General features: G+C 56.1%; 16 protein-coding genes. 8 read left to right on the plus strand and 8 right to left on the minus strand.

Annotated features, from left to right (window positions below; translation table 11 throughout):
- The first annotated feature begins 180 nt into the window (after positions 1-180).
- Complete coding sequence (gene zur, locus P2R09_RS19380; protein ID WP_275772055.1) at positions 181-702, plus strand: zinc uptake transcriptional repressor Zur; 522 nt, start codon at positions 181-183, stop codon at positions 700-702.
- Positions 703-791: 89 nt separating this feature from the next.
- On the opposite strand, the gene P2R09_RS19385 is transcribed toward zur, so the two are convergent.
- The 4 genes from P2R09_RS19385 to P2R09_RS19400 all read right to left on the minus strand — a co-directional run bounded on the left by P2R09_RS19385 (position 792) and on the right by P2R09_RS19400 (position 3,678).
- A complete protein-coding gene (locus tag P2R09_RS19385; RefSeq protein WP_275772057.1) occupies positions 792-1,004 on the minus strand; it encodes a CsbD family protein in 213 nt (70 codons plus the stop codon).
- Between the two features lie 164 nt (positions 1,005-1,168).
- Entirely contained in the window at positions 1,169-2,491 is a 1,323-nt protein-coding gene (dinF, locus tag P2R09_RS19390; RefSeq protein WP_275772059.1) for an MATE family efflux transporter DinF, read from the minus strand.
- A gap of 98 nt (positions 2,492-2,589) precedes the next feature.
- Complete coding sequence (gene lexA, locus P2R09_RS19395) at positions 2,590-3,204, minus strand: transcriptional repressor LexA (RefSeq protein ID WP_003855777.1); 615 nt, start codon at positions 3,202-3,204, stop codon at positions 2,590-2,592.
- Positions 3,205-3,309: 105 nt separating this feature from the next.
- Complete coding sequence (locus tag P2R09_RS19400; protein ID WP_003855779.1) at positions 3,310-3,678, minus strand: diacylglycerol kinase; 369 nt, start codon at positions 3,676-3,678, stop codon at positions 3,310-3,312.
- A 128-nt stretch (positions 3,679-3,806) separates the two neighbouring features.
- Here P2R09_RS19400 and plsB point away from each other — a divergent pair, with 128 nt between their 5' ends.
- Positions 3,807-6,230 (plus strand): glycerol-3-phosphate 1-O-acyltransferase PlsB, encoded by a 2,424-nt coding sequence (plsB, locus tag P2R09_RS19405; RefSeq protein ID WP_105099482.1) that lies wholly within the window; start codon positions 3,807-3,809, stop codon positions 6,228-6,230.
- A gap of 60 nt (positions 6,231-6,290) precedes the next feature.
- Here the strand turns inward: plsB and ubiA are convergent, their stop codons facing one another.
- The 4 genes from ubiA to P2R09_RS19425 all read right to left on the minus strand — a co-directional run bounded on the left by ubiA (position 6,291) and on the right by P2R09_RS19425 (position 8,972).
- Entirely contained in the window at positions 6,291-7,175 is an 885-nt protein-coding gene (gene ubiA / locus P2R09_RS19410) for a 4-hydroxybenzoate octaprenyltransferase (RefSeq protein ID WP_275772061.1), read from the minus strand.
- 10 nt (positions 7,176-7,185) lie between these two features.
- Positions 7,186-7,698 (minus strand): chorismate lyase, encoded by a 513-nt coding sequence (ubiC, locus tag P2R09_RS19415; protein ID WP_275772063.1) that lies wholly within the window; start codon positions 7,696-7,698, stop codon positions 7,186-7,188.
- A gap of 86 nt (positions 7,699-7,784) precedes the next feature.
- Entirely contained in the window at positions 7,785-8,195 is a 411-nt protein-coding gene (gene psiE, locus P2R09_RS19420; RefSeq protein WP_003855792.1) for a phosphate-starvation-inducible protein PsiE, read from the minus strand.
- Positions 8,196-8,264: 69 nt separating this feature from the next.
- Positions 8,265-8,972 (minus strand): UTRA domain-containing protein, encoded by a 708-nt coding sequence (locus P2R09_RS19425; protein WP_275772151.1) that lies wholly within the window; start codon positions 8,970-8,972, stop codon positions 8,265-8,267.
- 206 nt (positions 8,973-9,178) lie between these two features.
- On the opposite strand from P2R09_RS19425, the gene P2R09_RS19430 reads away from it, so the two are divergent.
- The 6 genes from P2R09_RS19430 (at position 9,179) to P2R09_RS19455 (ending at position 15,442) form a co-directional block, all read left to right on the plus strand.
- Positions 9,179-10,240 carry an ABC transporter substrate-binding protein gene (locus P2R09_RS19430; protein ID WP_275772065.1) on the plus strand — a complete coding sequence of 354 codons (1,062 nt, stop codon included), beginning with the start codon at positions 9,179-9,181 and terminating at the stop codon, positions 10,238-10,240.
- Between the two features lie 20 nt (positions 10,241-10,260).
- Positions 10,261-11,073: an alkaline phosphatase family protein gene (locus P2R09_RS19435; RefSeq protein ID WP_275772067.1), complete on the plus strand. Its 813-nt coding sequence runs from the start codon at positions 10,261-10,263 to the stop codon at positions 11,071-11,073.
- Positions 11,070-11,915 carry an ABC transporter permease subunit gene (locus P2R09_RS19440; RefSeq protein WP_275772068.1) on the plus strand — a complete coding sequence of 282 codons (846 nt, stop codon included), beginning with the start codon at positions 11,070-11,072 and terminating at the stop codon, positions 11,913-11,915. Before P2R09_RS19435 ends, P2R09_RS19440 begins: the two co-directional genes overlap by 4 nt.
- 11 nt (positions 11,916-11,926) lie before the next feature.
- Positions 11,927-12,712 carry an ABC transporter permease gene (locus tag P2R09_RS19445; RefSeq protein WP_275772070.1) on the plus strand — a complete coding sequence of 262 codons (786 nt, stop codon included), beginning with the start codon at positions 11,927-11,929 and terminating at the stop codon, positions 12,710-12,712.
- Between the two features lie 2 nt (positions 12,713-12,714).
- Complete coding sequence (locus P2R09_RS19450) at positions 12,715-13,707, plus strand: ABC transporter ATP-binding protein (RefSeq protein ID WP_275772072.1); 993 nt, start codon at positions 12,715-12,717, stop codon at positions 13,705-13,707.
- 109 nt (positions 13,708-13,816) lie between these two features.
- Positions 13,817-15,442 carry a Na/Pi cotransporter family protein gene (locus P2R09_RS19455; RefSeq protein ID WP_275772074.1) on the plus strand — a complete coding sequence of 542 codons (1,626 nt, stop codon included), beginning with the start codon at positions 13,817-13,819 and terminating at the stop codon, positions 15,440-15,442.
- Positions 15,443-15,460 lie beyond the last annotated feature (18 nt).

A 15,460-nucleotide genomic window follows, 5' to 3' on the forward strand; every position in this document is an offset into this window, starting at 1 on the left:
CGCTTCAGACGGTTGCAGAATGGATCTGAATTATCGTCAGATTTGAGATAAAGGGCGGACTGAACTCTAAATATGCTGCTTTATCAGGCGAATAATGCTGTTTTATCAGACGAAAACCAACCTCAGCACCGCGAAACTATGTGTGATAAAATAACATCACTTATCCAGCGGAGAATTCTCATGACCAACATGACATCGCAGCAAATTTTGATTCAGGCCGAAAAAATGTGCCTGCAGCGCGGTGTGCGTCTGACTTCGCAGCGTGCTGAGGTGTTGCGCCTGATGGCGGAACAACCGGGCTCTATCAGCGCCTACGACCTGCTGGATCAACTTCGCGTCAGCGAACCACAGGCTAAGCCGCCCACGGTCTATCGGGCGCTGGATTTCCTGCTGGAACAGGGTTTCATTCATCGGGTGGAATCCAGCAATAGCTACGTCATGTGTCACCACTTTGAAGCACCAGCACATACGTCGGTTATGCTGGTCTGTGACCGCTGTGCCGCCGTTACAGAGAAACAGGCACAGGGCGTAGAAAAGATTATCGCGACGCTGGCGGGTGAAGCGCAGTTTGCATTACGCCACAGCGTGATTGAAGCACATGGTTTATGTGAAAGTTGTGCCGTCGTTGAAGCCTGCACGCACCATGAGAGTTGCGATCATAATCATCAGGATGAGGGTAAAAAGCGGGGAAAACGCGGCTGACTGGCACATCCTTGTGCGGTTCCATCCCTGTACTGTTCCGGCGCAGGCGCGCCGGAACGATTTTCGCGGGCTATCGGGGAATGCGCTGATTACCAGCGGTGATCTTTATTGTTGCCTTCCCAGTCTGCTACTTCGCGCTCTGCTTCATCTTTTGCATAGCCGTAACGTTCCTGGATTTTACCGACCAGCTGATCGCGTTTACCTTCGATAACCTGCATATCATCGTCGGTCAGCTTGCCCCATTTCTCTTTCATTTTGCCTTTGAACTGCTTCCAGTTGCCGCTCGCTTCATCTTTGTTCATGGCAGACCTCCAATCCTCGGGTTAAATAATTATCTTGCTGCTTAACAAAATAACGATACAAAGCGCGGGTTAACTTCGCTTGTTAGAGTTAATTGTAGTAGCCAATTTCAAAAATGCAGAATAATACAGAATAATCCGTATCCCTCCGGGTCAGTGCTGCAGGATCACGCCTCAAACCAGCTGTTCTGACGCCAGTGCTTACGCCAGATAAGCCACAGTGACAGGCCGCGCAGCGCCAGAAATACCGTCACCGCCAGCCAGAGACCGTGGTTGCCCAGCAACGGTACGCTGAGCAGTGTCAGAAAGTAGCCAGCCGCCGCCACGACCATGCTGTTACGCATCTCGCGTCCACGTGTCGCCCCGATGAACATCCCATCCAGCAGATAACACCAGACGCCGATCAGCGGCATGATTATCTGCCAGACCAGATAGCGGTCAGCTGTCTGCTGCAGTGACTCAAGAGAGGTCAGCAGGGTAACAATCTGCGGGCCAAAAATGGCATAAACCAGCGAGAAGAAGAGCGCGACTACCAACGCCTGCCGACAGGCTGAGTGCCAGACGTGCTGCAATTTACTGCCATCTTTTGCGCCATGTGCTTCGCCGGCAAAAGCTTCAACCGCGTAGGCAAAACCATCCAGCGCGTAGGCAGTAAAGGTAATGAACATCAGTAATACCGCGTTAACCGCCACCACGTCCGGACCCAGCCGCGCACCCAGCACGGTCAGCGAGGCGAAACAGAGCTGCAGCATCAGAGAGCGCAACATGATATCCCGGTTCAGTCGCAGCAGTCGGCCGCTGTCACCGCGCCAGCTCTGCTTCAACAGATTAAACGTAATACCGCGCAGCTTTAACACCCGCCAGACCATGATGCCGCCGACGCCCAGCGTGATGTACTCCGCCAGCGCCGTGGCGGTTGCTGCTCCCGCGACACCCCAGTGCAGCCCCATCACCAGCCAGAGATCGAGCACGATGTTAACCAGATTGCCCACTATCAGCAGGATTACCGGCGCCCGCGCATATTGAACGCCGAGCAGCCAGCCCAGGATGACCAGGTTTGCCAGCGTGGCAGGTGCACTGAGCCAGCGAATCTGAATAAACAGCGCCGCCTGTTCCAGTACATCAGGATTGCCACCTACCAAATGGGTCGCCAGCTGAATAATCGGATAACGCAATGCGATGAACAGCACGCCGGCCAGCAGCGCAATGATCAGCGGCTGCGTCAGCGCGCGTGCCAGAGCGGTTTTATCGCCCGCACCAAACGCCTGCGCCGTCAGGCCAGTGGTACTCATTCGAAGGAAAAGCAGCAGCATAAAGAGGAAGCTGGTCACTGTGGTCCCGACCGCAACCCCGCCAAGATAGACAGGGCTGTCGAGATGACCAATAACTGCAGTATCGACCACGCCCAGTAAGGGAACGGTGATATTTGAAAGGATCATCGGCAGCGCAAGCCGCCAGAGATTTTTATCCGTTGCCGTGATAAAGCGCATTCGCCGTTCCGTGCTCAGTGTCGCTGCAGCAAAGCAGGCAACAAAATTAGGGCAGACAGAATAGCATCAGAAAAGGCGAATGCACGCAGGCCTCAGAATCAAAGCCACTCGCCGTTACGCACCACGCCAACCGCAAGACCTTCAATGGTCAGTGACTGCGCACGGGTGTCGACCACAATGGGATCAAAATCGCTGTTTTCAGGCAGAAGATGCACGATAGCACCCTGCTTTTTCCAGCGTTTAACGGTGACTTCATCATCAATACGTGCAACGACAACCTGACCGTTGCGCACATCCTGGGTTTTATGTACCGCGAGCAGGTCGCCGTCCATAATCCCGATATCTTTCATCGACATTCCGCTGACGCGCAGCAGGAAGTCGGCAGAAGGCTTGAACAGGCCTGGATCCACTTTGTAGTGGGTTTCGATATGTTCCTGCGCCATGATCGGCTCACCGGCAGCAACCCGGCCAATCAGCGGTAGTCCTTCTGAAACTTCTTCTTCCATTAACAGACGAATGCCGCGTGATGCACCCGAAACGATCTCAATGACGCCTTTACGCGCCAGCGCTTTCAGATGCTCTTCAGCCGCATTTGGCGAACGGAAGCCCAGTTGCGCGGCGATCTCTGCACGCGTAGGCGGCATGCCCGTTGAAGATATATGGTCGCGAATCAGGTCATAGACCTGCTGCTGCCTGCTGGTTAATGCTTTCATCCCGCCCCCTGGTTGTTTATACAGTCGCTGTGAGTATATACAGGTATTGGCGAAATGGAAACCGATTGTCAGGGAAAACGCGCCCTCAGGCGCGTTATGGAAGGCTTATCGCAAATGTGTCCAGAGCAGCGCGACCCAGACAAACAGGGCCAGTAAGATGCTGATCAGTACCGCCGCCGAGCCCATGTCTTTGGCCCGGCCCGCCAGGGGATGATGTTCCTGACCAATCCGGTCAACCACCGCTTCAATGGCGCTATTGAGGATTTCGACAATGACGACCAGCACCACGGCGCCAATCATGAGGATGCGGGCGATCACATCGACATCCAGCCAGCACGCGATAATAATAGCGGCCAGCGCAGCCAGTGCTTCCTGCCGAAATGCGGCTTCATGCTGCCAGGCGGCACGCAGTCCCTGCCAGGAGTAACCTGCGGCTTTTACTATTCTGATAAGTCCGGTGGCATTATTTGCCATGATGTGGGAACCCTTTCATTCGTTTGACGTCAATGTCTGGGCTGCGTGCAATTGGCACCACCACAGATCTTCGCTGCGCTTTCTGGTATGCTTGCGGCGCTTTGCTAACAAGAGGCTTCATGTTGTCTATGTCAGGTTGGCGTAAACTCTATTACAAATTACTTAATTTACCACTCTCCTTTTTGGTAAAAAGTAAGGCCATTCCGGCCGATCCCGTGTCTGAACATGGTCTGGATCCGACCCGACCTATTATGTATGTTTTGCCTTACGATTCGAAGGCTGACTTACTGACTTTACGCGCACAGTGTCTGCGGCATCATCTGCCCGACCCGCTCATTCCGCTGGAGATTGATGGTTCGCTGCTGCCGCGCCACGTGTTTATTCATAATGGCCCACGCGTATTCCCCTATTTTGTACCCAGCGTTGAATCGGTAAAAATCTTTCACGATTACCTCGATCTGCATCGCAATAATCCTGAGCTGGATATTCAGATGCTGCCGGTCACCGTGATGTTTGGCCGTGCGCCAGGACGTGAAGTCCAGGGCGAAGCTACGCCGCATCTGCGTGTGCTGAATGGGGTGCAGAAATTCTTTGCGGTCATCTGGCACGGACGTGACAGTTTTGTCCGCTTCTCGCCGACCGTCTCGCTGCGCCGCATGGCAACGGAACACGGTACGGACAAGTCGATTGCCCAGAAACTGGCTCGCGTGGCACGCATCCATTTTGCCCGTCAGCGACTGGCGGCGATCGGCCCGCGTTTACCGGCTCGTCAGGATCTGTTTAATCGTCTGCTGCAATCCAAAGCGATTGAAAAAGCCGTCGAAGATGAAGCGCGCAGCAAAAAAATCTCCCATGAGAAAGCCCAGCAGAATGCTGTTGAGATGATGGAAGAGATCGCTGCTAACTTCTCTTACGAAGCGATTCGCGTCACCGACCGTGTGATGGGCTGGCTCTGGAGTCGTCTCTACCAGGGCATCAACGTCAATGGCGGTGAAAAAGTTCGCCAGCTGGCGCAGGATGGCCACGAGATTGTCTATGTGCCCTGTCATCGCAGTCACATGGATTATCTGCTGCTCTCCTATGTGCTCTATCATCAGGGGCTGGTGCCGCCGCACATTGCCGCAGGTATCAATCTCAACTTCTGGCCAGCCGGCCCGATTTTCCGTCGTCTGGGCGCCTTCTTTATTCGTCGTACCTTTAAAGGCAATAAGCTTTACGCCACGGTATTCCGCGAATATCTCGGCGAGCTGTTCACCCGCGGCTATTCAGTTGAATACTTTGTCGAAGGAGGCCGTTCACGTACCGGTCGCCTGCTGGACCCGAAAACCGGCACCTTAGCCATGACCTTACAGGCGATGCTGCGCGGCGGAAATCGCCCCATCACGCTGGTGCCGATCTACATCGGTTATGAGCACGTGATGGAAGTGGGCACTTACGCCAAAGAACTACGCGGTGCAGCCAAAGAGAAAGAGGGCTTCATGCAGATGGTGCGCGGCTTACGCAAGCTGCGCAATCTCGGTCAGGGTTACGTTAACTTCGGCGAACCGCTGCCGCTGGTCAACTATCTCAATAAACGGGTGCCGGAATGGCGCGACGCGATCGATCCCATTGAGCCGCAACGTCCGAGCTGGTTAACGCCGACCGTCAATGATATCGCGGCCAGTCTGATGGTGCGTATTAATGAAGCGGGCGCGGCTAACGCCATGAACCTCTGTGTCACGGCGCTACTGGCGTCACGTCAGCGCTCACTAACCCGTGAACAACTGATTGAACAGCTGGAGTGCTATACCCAGTTGCTGCGTAATGTGCCTTATTCGCCCAATGCGACCGTACCCGATCTTTCAGCGGAAGCGCTGCTGGATCACGCCCTGGGTATGAACAAATTTGAGAGTGAAAAAGACAGTATTGGCGACATCATCATTCTGCCACGTGAGCAGGCAGTGTTGATGACCTACTACCGTAACAACATTCATCACATGCTGGTGATGCCGTCGCTGATTGCCGCCATTGTTCAGCAGCATCAGACGCTGAGTGAAGCGGAACTGCTGCGTCAGGTGAGCCTGGTCTATCCGATGCTGAAGAGTGAACTGTTCCTGCGCTGGCAGACCGATGAGCTGCCACAACTGCTGACTGACGTAAGTCAGGAGCTGGCACGTCAGGGCCTGATTACCGTCGAAGCGGGTGAGTTGCGCTTTACCGCAGCACGCTATCGCACGCTGCAACTGCTGGCTGCTGGTGTGCGCGAAACGCTGCAGCGTTATGCCATTACCTTCTCGATTCTCAGCGCCAAGCCGACGATTAACCGTGGCACGCTGGAGAAAGAGAGCCGGACGCTGGCACAGCGTCTGTCAGTGTTGCACGGAATCAATGCGCCGGAGTTCTTCGACAAAGCGGTCTTTACCTCACTGGTACTGACGTTGCGTGATGAAGGGTATATCAGCGACAGCGGTGATGCCGATGTCGCGCAGACCCTGGCGACCTGGCATATTCTGGCTGACCTGGTCACCAGTGATGTCCGCATGACCATTGAAACCGCGGTGGCGCACGACTGACCGCCGCGCGCATTGTAAAAAGGCGACCTCATGAGGTCGCCTTTTTTATGCCCAAAACTTTCAGAGCAGCTGACTGAACGGCGGCGTATTCATCAGTACGCCCAGGAACAGCACCATACCGACGTAGTTGTTATTCAGGAAAGCCTGGAAGCAGGGCTGACGTTCGCGCCCGGCGATCAGCTTCTGCTGATAAACAAACAGCGCAGCCGCCAGCAGCAGCGTCCAGTAGAAGGCACCATTCAGGTGCAGCATCATGCCCACCAGCGCCATCAGCAGCAGGGTCGCCAGTTGCAGCAGGCCAATGATCAGCTTGTCGAAGCGACCAAATAAAATCGCCGTCGATTTCACACCAATCTTCAGATCATCATCCCGGTCCACCATCGCATACTGCGTGTCATAAGCCACCGTCCAGCAGATGTTGGCAATAAATACCAGCCAGCAGACGAGAGGTAAGGACTCACTAACTGCGGACCACGCCATGGGAATTGCCCAGCCAAACGCGGCACCCAAAACGACCTGCGGCAGATGGGTATAGCGCTTCATAAAGGGATAGACCCAGGCCAGTGCCAGACCCACGACGGAGAGCATAATCGTCATCAGATTCATGGTCAGCACCAGCGCAAACGCCACCAGCGCCAGAATCACAAACAGCAGCTTAGCCTCTTTTGCACTGACCGCGCCGCTGGCCAGTGGACGGTGCTTTGTGCGCTCCACGTGACCATCGACTTTGCGATCGGCGTAGTCATTGATCACACAACCGGCTGCTCGCATCACAAAAACCCCGGCCACAAACACCGCCAGCACCGGCAGCGGCGGAATCGACATATCCGCCAGCCATAATGCCCAGAGCGTTGGCCACATCAGCAGCAGCGTACCGATCGGTTTGTCGATACGCATCAGGCGAGCATAGGCCCGCCACTTATTCATACTTACGCTATTTTGCACCACAGAATCCTCAGACCAGATCGCGATAGAGCGGCGATGCCGGCAAAAACAGTTCAGTCAGCAGCAGCGGTTTGCCGGAGAGACGCAGGCGTGAACGCCGTCCCCACAATCCCTCTACCTGGCCCGGATCAATAAAATCGCGGGTCAGCGTCGATGAGGAGAAGAGATAGCGCCCCAGAGGACGGGTGCCCAGCTGTTGCAGCATCGCCTCTGGCCCGTTGAGGGTACTTTCCGGCACCAGCGTGCGGCCAGCCAGCCAGGGCTGATCGTCGCCGAACAGCAGCACTTCACGCAGCCAGAAGCGTTCGTCGTCTGGCAATAATGCCCTTTCCTCACCCACCTCGCTGGCGTCGATAAAGCCTTCACGCAGCGGCTGAACCGTGACCCGCTGACAGTGCTGTTCAAAACGGCGCGTCATTGAATCCTCCTCCATCAGCCAGTCAAGCAATGGCGGCGCAAGGGTGGCCTGCGACGGAGAAAGCCAGTTGAGCGAACGTAATAAGCTGAGTGCGTCTTGCGACATAGCACCACTCCCGATAATTTTCAGGTCGCTAGTTTAGCGCAGAGAGGCGATGCGAACACCTGCCGTCGTGTCAGACGGCAGGAGAATTACTCGCGTTTCAGCCGGTTGCTGTTTGCCAGCCACAGGGTGACGACAAGAATCAGAATCGCCGCAGAGTAGCAGAGCGTATCGAAGGGATTTTTATGGTCGACGATGATCAGGCGGATAATAGCCGTGATCCCGATATAGACAAAATAGCGCAGGGGAAAATGATAGCCCGACTGAAAGTACTTAACAATCAGGGCGATAAATTCGAAATAGAGGAAATAGATGACGATTCCATCAATCAGCAGATAGGAGGAAGCCTGCTCGCTGGTGTTAAACAGCACGTTTGCCAGATGAATCGTTTCTTTGCCTAAAAAGACGATCAGGATAATCGCCAGACTCAGCAGCCCCAGATTCAGCACCCATTGCAGTACCGTTGCAAGGTGGCGGGCCAAAGGATTTTTGTCACTCATGTTGCGCCTTTAAAAAGGAGTTATTAGCGCAGCATCATGCGCGAGTGTGACGCAAATCACAATAACGCCTCAGGCCTCCACATCAACACAGAGCGCATCGTAACGCCAGTATTCACAATCGCAGTCAATCACCTCTTTTTGCTGATTGCGGTTGATACGGGTGATCAGCAAGCCAGGGCTGCCCGGTGCCACATTCAGTGTGGGCGCTGCGACCTCGGGTAAAGGGCCTGGCATAATCGTAAAACGCGCGCCGCCATAACGAATACCGTAGCGCTGATCATAGAGATCGGTCAGGGAACGGGTCAGGTCTTCATCAAGCAGGCCAGGGAAAAAACGTGGGTTGAGGTAGTGCTCAACATAGAGCACCGCACGCCCATCAATGCGCCGCAGGCGGCGTATGCAGTAAACCGCCGAGCCGGGTGCCAGCCGCAACGCAGTGGCTACGCTCTCGTGCGCCGCAACCTGCTCAGCGGCGATCACCTCAGTGGTTGCCTGACGCCCCTGCTGCGTCGCCATGGTATGAAAGTGGCTGTGATGCAGCGGGTTGTAGATCAGACGCGGCGGCGCGATAAACCAGCCACGACGCAGTTCCCGGTAGATCATCCCCTGCGCTTCCAGCTTGCCCAGCGCTTCCCGCAGAGTAATCCGCGTGGTGCTGAACGCCTCGCTTAAGGCACGCTCTGCCGGCAGGCGTCCGCCGCTGAACTCACCTGCCTGAATGCGTGTCAGCAGTGCGCTGGCTATCGCATCAGCCGTTTTGAGTGCTATCGACTCCACAACAGTAGCCTCATTTTGGTGCGACTTCGCACTTTTACTGGTCAGATAAACACGCCTGTGGCGGGCGAACGCGCCACGTCTTTCATCGCCCATTCCCCGCACAGCGCCGCTTTGTCATAAATCGTTCATATAGAGGGGCTACATTGGCTCGGTTCTTGCTGGACTAGACCAGCCAGGCCCATCAACTTACACCCGGAGCAACTGAGATGAAAGCGTTTATCGCCTCTGTAGTAGCCAGTGCTGTAGTCCTCACCCTGCCCGTTGCGCAGGCCGCCGATAACGACCTCGCCGCGCTGGAAAAAGCGGCGCGCAGTGAAGGTCAGGTCAACAGCGTCGGGATGCCAGACAGCTGGGCCAACTGGAAAGATACCTGGAACGACATCAGCACCAAATATGGCCTTAAGCACAGCGATACCGATATGTCATCGGCGCAGGAGCTGGCGAAATTTGATGCAGAGAAAGAGAACGCCAGCGCTGACATCGGCGACGTGGGCGCCGCCTTTGGTCCAATCGCTGTCGCGAAGGGTGTAGCCCAGCCCTACAAACCGACGCACTGGGATCAGATTCCGGCCTGGGCCAAAGATAAAGAGGGTAACTGGGCACTGGCTTACACCGGCACCATCGCTTTTCTGATCGACAAGCAGCAGGTTAAAGATATCCCCCACAGCTGGGCCGATCTGAAGAAAGGTAAGTATGTGGTTACTATCGGTGACGTCGGCGTGGCAGCTCAGGCGGCGAATGGCGTCCTGGCTGCCAACTACGCCTTAGGGGGTGATGAGAAGAACCTGAAACCGGCGCTGGCCTTCTTTGCCGATCTGGCAAAACAGGGGCGTCTTGGCGTGACCGATCCGGTGATTGCCAACATTGAAAAAGGTGAAGTGCAGATGGCAGTAGTGTGGGACTTTAACGCCCTTAACTACCGCGACCAGATTGACAGAAATCGCTACGAAGTGGTGATCCCGTCTGATGGCTCAGTGACCTCCGGCTACACCACTATCATCAACAAATATGCGAAACACCCTAACGCCGCAAAACTGACGCGCGAATATATCTTCTCAGACCAGGGACAGATCAATCTGGCTAAAGGCTATGCCCGCCCGATTCGTGCTGAGCATCTGACACTGCCAGCGGATGTTCAGGCTCGCCTGCTGCCGCAATCAGAATATAAAAATGCCCGTCCGGTTAAGGATCAGGCTGCCTGGGATAAATCGTCGAAAATGCTGCCGCGCCTGTGGCAGGAAAACGTCATCATCAACATGCAGCAGTAATTCGCGGCAGGGAGAACGGAATGAAGACCATCCTGATAGTGCTGGACGGCCTGAGCAATCAGGTCGCACAACATGCAATGGGTTACCTGCATGCCGAATGTTCACAGGGTAACGGGTTCTATTACCGTATGACCTGTGAATTGCCGTCGCTGTCGCGCCCGCTTTATGAGTGCATTCTGACCGGGGTTCCGCCGGTCAGAAGCGGCATTATTCATAATGGCGTCAGCCGGTTAAGCCGCGAGCGCAGCGTGTTTCATTTTGCGCGTGCGGCGGGCCTGACCACGGCGGCGGCGGCCTACCACTGGGTGAGTGAGCTTTACAACCGCACTCCGTTCGTTCCGGCGCGCGATCGTCACACCGATGCGCCGGACCTACCCATTCAGTTCGGCCACTTCTACTCTGACGATAGCTATCCTGACTCGCATCTGTTTGAAGATGCGGAGAGCCTGCGGCTGCGTCACGATCCCGATTTTCTGCTGATCCATCCGATGAATATCGACGATGCCGGTCATAAGTCGGGGCTCTCCTCGCCGCAGTACCGCAACCGGGCACGTATCGCCGACGGCCTGCTGTCGCAGTGGATGCCGCTGTGGCTGGCCGAGGGCTATCAGGTGATGGTGACCGCCGATCACGGCATGAATGACGATCGCTCCCACGGCGGGATTCTGCCGGAGGAGACCACGGTGCCGCTGTTTGTCTTTGGCCGGGCTTTCTCGCTGCAGCCTGACCTTGCGCCGCAGCAGACCGACCTGTGTGGCACGCTGTGTGAACTGCTTGAGGTGGCGCATGACAAGCCGGTCTGTCGCGGCCTGCTGGCGGAGTCACAAAGATGAAGGGAAAAGGCATCGCACTGCTGCTGCTGTTACCTTTCACCCTGTTCTGGATCGCCTTCCAGCTGGCACCGCTGTTGTGGATCGCCATCAACAGCTTCTGGAGTGACATGAACAGCCAGTGGGGCTGGGATAACTATCACGACATCCTCACCTCACCCTTCTACCAGCAGGCATTTCGCTTTTCGCTGGATATCTCGCTCTGGTCCAGCGTCTGGGGATTACTGATTGCGCTGGTCACCGGCTATTCGCTGCACCAACTCGGCGGCGGACGACTGCAGCGCTTTCTTATCTCCTTTACCAACATGACAAGTAACTTTGCCGGTGTCCCGCTGGCGTTTGCCTTTGTGATTCTGCTGGGGCTGAACGGCTGCCTGACGCTGCTGCTGCGCCATTATGGTGTGATTGAGAGCTTCAGACTCTTCTCGCGCAACGGCATGGTTCTGGTCTACACCTGGTTTCAGATTCCGCTGGGCGTGCTGCTGCTCTATCCGGCTTTCGACGGGCTGAAAAAAGAGTGGCAGGAGTCGGCTGCACTGCTGGGCGCCAGCCGCTGGCGCTACTGGTGGCACATCGGCCTGCCAATTCTGTTCCCGGCGCTGCTTGGAACCTTTGTGATCCTGCTGGCGAATGCCCTGGGCGCTTACGCCACGATTTACGCCCTGACCACCGGTAATTTCAACGTGGTTCCGGTGCGCATCGCTGCATTGGTTTCCGGTGATATCTCGCTGGATCCCAACACCGGCAGCGCGCTGGCAATGTTGCTGGTGGCTATCATGGCGCTGATTACCCTGGTACAGCAGTATCTGGTGCGCCGCAGCTATCTCAATGCGAAACAGCCATGAAAGGAGCCGTCATGTCACGTGCTGAGCACCTCTATCATCGAATCATGGTCGGGTTACTCTTTACCCTGCTGGCGCTGCCGTTGCTGGCCACGCTGCTTTATGCAATCTCCTCCGACTGGAGCAATACCATTCTGCCGCAGGGCTACAGCCTGAAGTGGTTCATCCAGCTCTGGAGCGACTCGCGATTTCTGACGGCGCTGGGCCATTCGCTGCTGATTTGCTTTGGTGCACTGCTGTTCTCGCTAGCGCTGGTGCTGCCTGCCATGTTTGTAATTGCTTACTACTTTCCCCGGCTGGATTCAGTAATGAACATCCTGATCCTGATGCCGTTCGCCGTGCCGCCAGTGGTGTCATCTGTGGGATTACTCCAGCTCTACTCGTCGTCACCACTGATGCTGACCGGTACGCCGTGGATCCTGATTGGCTGTTATTTCACTATCGCACTCCCCTTTATCTACCGGGCACTGGCGAACAATATGCAGGCGATCAATCTCAAAGAGCTGATTGATGCTGCACAGCTGCTGGGGGCCAGTACCTGGCAGGCAGCGATCTGGGTGGTGCTCCCCAACCTGCGCAAAGGGATGCTGATTGCCGTACTGCTCTCTTTCTCCTTTCTGATTGGTGAGTTTGTCTTCGCTAACCTGCTGGTCGGCAACCGCTATGAAACCCTGCAGGTTTACCTCTTCAACATGCGAAACGGCAGCGGTCACTTCACCAGCGCGCTGGTGATCTCCTACTTCTTTGTGGTGCTGCTGGTCACCTGGCTGGCCAACGCCCTGAATCCCGAACGAGGCTGAATATGAGTTACCTTGAGGTCAGAGAGCTGAACAAGTCCTATGGACCGACGCCCATTTTCGAGCAGATCGATTTCAGCGCCGCTGAAGGGGAATTTGTCACCCTGCTTGGCCCCAGCGGCTGCGGTAAATCAACGCTGCTGCGCTGTCTGGCGGGATTAACCAGCGTCGACAGCGGTGAAATCCGGCTGGAAGGCAAAGATATCGTGCCGCTGGCTCCGCAAAAGCGCGCCATCGGCATGGTGTTCCAGAGTTATGCGCTGTTTCCCAACATGACGGTTGAGAAGAACGTCGCGTTTGGCCTGAAGATGCAGAAACTACCCGAAGCACAAATCCGCCAGCGGGTGCTGGAGGTGCTGGAGCTGGTTGAACTCAGCGACTATGCGCGCCGTTATCCGCACCAGCTGTCGGGCGGGCAGTGTCAGCGCGTGGCGCTGGCGCGTTCACTGGTGACGCGTCCGCGACTGCTGCTGCTGGATGAGCCGCTGTCGGCACTGGATGCGCGTATCCGTCGTCATCTGCGCGATCAGATCCGGCGCATCCAGCGTGAGCTGAATCTCACCACCCTGTTCGTGACCCACGACCAGGAGGAGGCGCTGACGCTCTCCGATCGCATCGTGCTGATGAACCGGGGTAAAATCGTGCAGAACGGCGACGCCGAAGCACTCTACACCCAGCCGGTCGATCTGTTCGCCGCCGGATTTATTGGCAACTACAACCTGTTGAGTGCTGAACAGGCAACGCGACTGACTGGTCAGCCTTTTAATAGCCAGGTGGCCATTCGTCCGGAATCGATGCTGTTCACCGCGCCAGGCCAGGGCATTCCTGCGGAAATTCTCAGCCACAGTCTGCTGGGTAACGTGATCCGCTATCGGATCCGCGCGCATGACGTCGAACTTTCAGTGGATGTGCTAAACCGCTCGGCGGCGGATTTGCACCCCGCAGGCAGGAAGATTGGTCTACAATTAGAGATGTCGACTTTGCGCCAGGTTGCTTAAAACACAGGAAAAAATCACGCATAGTACGGCAATCCCCTTTCACAGATTGCTCTCTCTGTCAGGCTGGCAGTCTGTGCTGCTTGCAGCCTGACACAAGGAGCGACACCACGTGTTAACCCTGCTTAATCTACTCTCTGCAGTGGCCCTGCTGGTCTGGGGCACGCATATTGTGCGAACCGGCATCATGCGGGTCTATGGTGCCGACCTGCGCCGCGTCCTGAGCCGCAGCATAGAAAAAAAACCGATGGCGTTTCTGGCGGGCATCGGTGTGACCACCCTGGTGCAGAGCAGCAACGCCACGACCTTGCTGGTCACCTCGTTTGTGGCGCAGAATCTGGTCAGCCTGACACCCGCGCTGGTAGTGATTCTGGGTGCGGATGTCGGTACCGCCATCATGGCGCGTATCCTGACCTTTGATCTCTCCTGGCTTTCACCGCTGTTTATCTTTTTTGGCGTGGTCTTTTTCCTCAGCCGCAAGCAGACCCGCGCCGGTCAGTTAGGCCGGGCCAGCATTGGTCTGGGCCTGATTTTGCTGGCATTGCAGCTGATTGTTGAAGCGGCTCGTCCGATTACCCAGGCCGCCGGTGTCCAGGTCCTCTTCTCCAGCCTGACCGGCGACGTGATGCTTGATGCGCTGCTGGGTGCGGTGTTCGCCATTATCAGTTACTCCAGTCTGGCCGCCGTGCTGATCACCGCAACGCTGACCGCCACCGGGGTCATTTCCTTCAAGGTCGCGCTCTGTCTGGTGATTGGTGCCAACCTTGGGAGTGGCCTGCTGGCGATGATCAACGCCAGCGGCTCGAATGCCGCCGGTAAACGCGTGGCGCTCGGCAGCCTGCTATTTAAGTTCGTTGGCTGCATCGTGATCCTGCCGTTTGTCGATATTGTGGCAACCTGGCTTGATAAGCTGCCGGTCAACGATGAAGAGTTAGTGATTTTCTTCCATGTGTTTTACAACCTGATTCGCTGCGTGGCGATGGTGCCGTTTGCTGACCTGATGGCGCGCCTTTGCCGTCGTATGATTGCCGACGACGTCGATAACGCACTGCACCTCAAGCCTAAGCATCTTGATCGCAGCGCGCTGGATACCCCGGCGCTGGCGCTGGTGAATGCTGCACGCGAAGCGCTGCGCATCGGTGATGTGGTGGAACAGATGCTGGAGGCGTTTAATAAAGTCGTGCATGGCGAATCCCGCGAGGAGCGCACGGTGCGTCGGCTGGATGATGATGTCGATGTGCTCTATACCGCCATCAAGCTCTATCTGGCGCGGATGCCAAAAGAGGATCTGCCCGAAGAGGATTCGCGCCGCTGGGGCGAAATTATTGAGATGTCGCTGAATCTGGAGCAGGCCGGTGACATTATTGAACGGATGAGCGGCGATGTGGCTGACAAGTCGCTGGCAGCGGGCCGCGCGTTTTCTGCCGAGGGATTAAAAGAGCTGCAGGAGCTGCATGAGCTGTTGATTGCCAACCTCAGAATGAGCCTGTCGGTGTTTCTGTCGCACGATGTCACCAGCGCCAAACGGCTGCGCCGCGCGAAACATCGCTTCCGCCTGATGATTCGCCGCTACTCGCACGCCCATGTTGATCGCCTGCACCAGCAGAATGTGCAGAGCATTGAGACCAGCTCACTGCACCTCGGTTTACTCGGCGACATGAAGCGCCTGAATTCGCTGTTCTGCAGCGTGGCCTATACCGTGCTGGAACAGCCCGACGATGAGCGGGATTACGAATAAGGCGTGTGGACAGACCGT

The sequence above is a fragment of the Pantoea sp. Cr_R13 genome (assembly GCF_029222565.1).
Classification (GTDB): Bacteria; Pseudomonadota; Gammaproteobacteria; order Enterobacterales; family Enterobacteriaceae; genus Pantoea; species Pantoea eucalypti.

What these genes read in the sequence shown, in the direction of transcription:
- P2R09_RS19400 (WP_003855779.1), bottom strand. Translation starts at nt 3,678, where the DNA reads ATGGCAAATAATGCCACCGGACTTATCAGAATAGTAAAAGCCGCAGGT.
- lexA (WP_003855777.1), bottom strand. Translation starts at nt 3,204, where the DNA reads ATGAAAGCATTAACCAGCAGGCAGCAGCAGGTCTATGACCTGATTCGC.
- P2R09_RS19435 (WP_275772067.1), top strand. Translation starts at nt 10,261, where the DNA reads ATGAAGACCATCCTGATAGTGCTGGACGGCCTGAGCAATCAGGTCGCA.
- zur (WP_275772055.1), top strand. Translation starts at nt 181, where the DNA reads ATGACCAACATGACATCGCAGCAAATTTTGATTCAGGCCGAAAAAATG.
- plsB (WP_105099482.1), top strand. Translation starts at nt 3,807, where the DNA reads ATGTCAGGTTGGCGTAAACTCTATTACAAATTACTTAATTTACCACTC.
- P2R09_RS19450 (WP_275772072.1), top strand. Translation starts at nt 12,715, where the DNA reads ATGAGTTACCTTGAGGTCAGAGAGCTGAACAAGTCCTATGGACCGACG.
- P2R09_RS19440 (WP_275772068.1), top strand. Translation starts at nt 11,070, where the DNA reads ATGAAGGGAAAAGGCATCGCACTGCTGCTGCTGTTACCTTTCACCCTG.
- psiE (WP_003855792.1), bottom strand. Translation starts at nt 8,195, where the DNA reads ATGAGTGACAAAAATCCTTTGGCCCGCCACCTTGCAACGGTACTGCAA.
- ubiC (WP_275772063.1), bottom strand. Translation starts at nt 7,698, where the DNA reads ATGTCGCAAGACGCACTCAGCTTATTACGTTCGCTCAACTGGCTTTCT.
- dinF (WP_275772059.1), bottom strand. Translation starts at nt 2,491, where the DNA reads ATGCGCTTTATCACGGCAACGGATAAAAATCTCTGGCGGCTTGCGCTG.
- P2R09_RS19430 (WP_275772065.1), top strand. Translation starts at nt 9,179, where the DNA reads ATGAAAGCGTTTATCGCCTCTGTAGTAGCCAGTGCTGTAGTCCTCACC.
- P2R09_RS19385 (WP_275772057.1), bottom strand. Translation starts at nt 1,004, where the DNA reads ATGAACAAAGATGAAGCGAGCGGCAACTGGAAGCAGTTCAAAGGCAAA.
- P2R09_RS19445 (WP_275772070.1), top strand. Translation starts at nt 11,927, where the DNA reads ATGTCACGTGCTGAGCACCTCTATCATCGAATCATGGTCGGGTTACTC.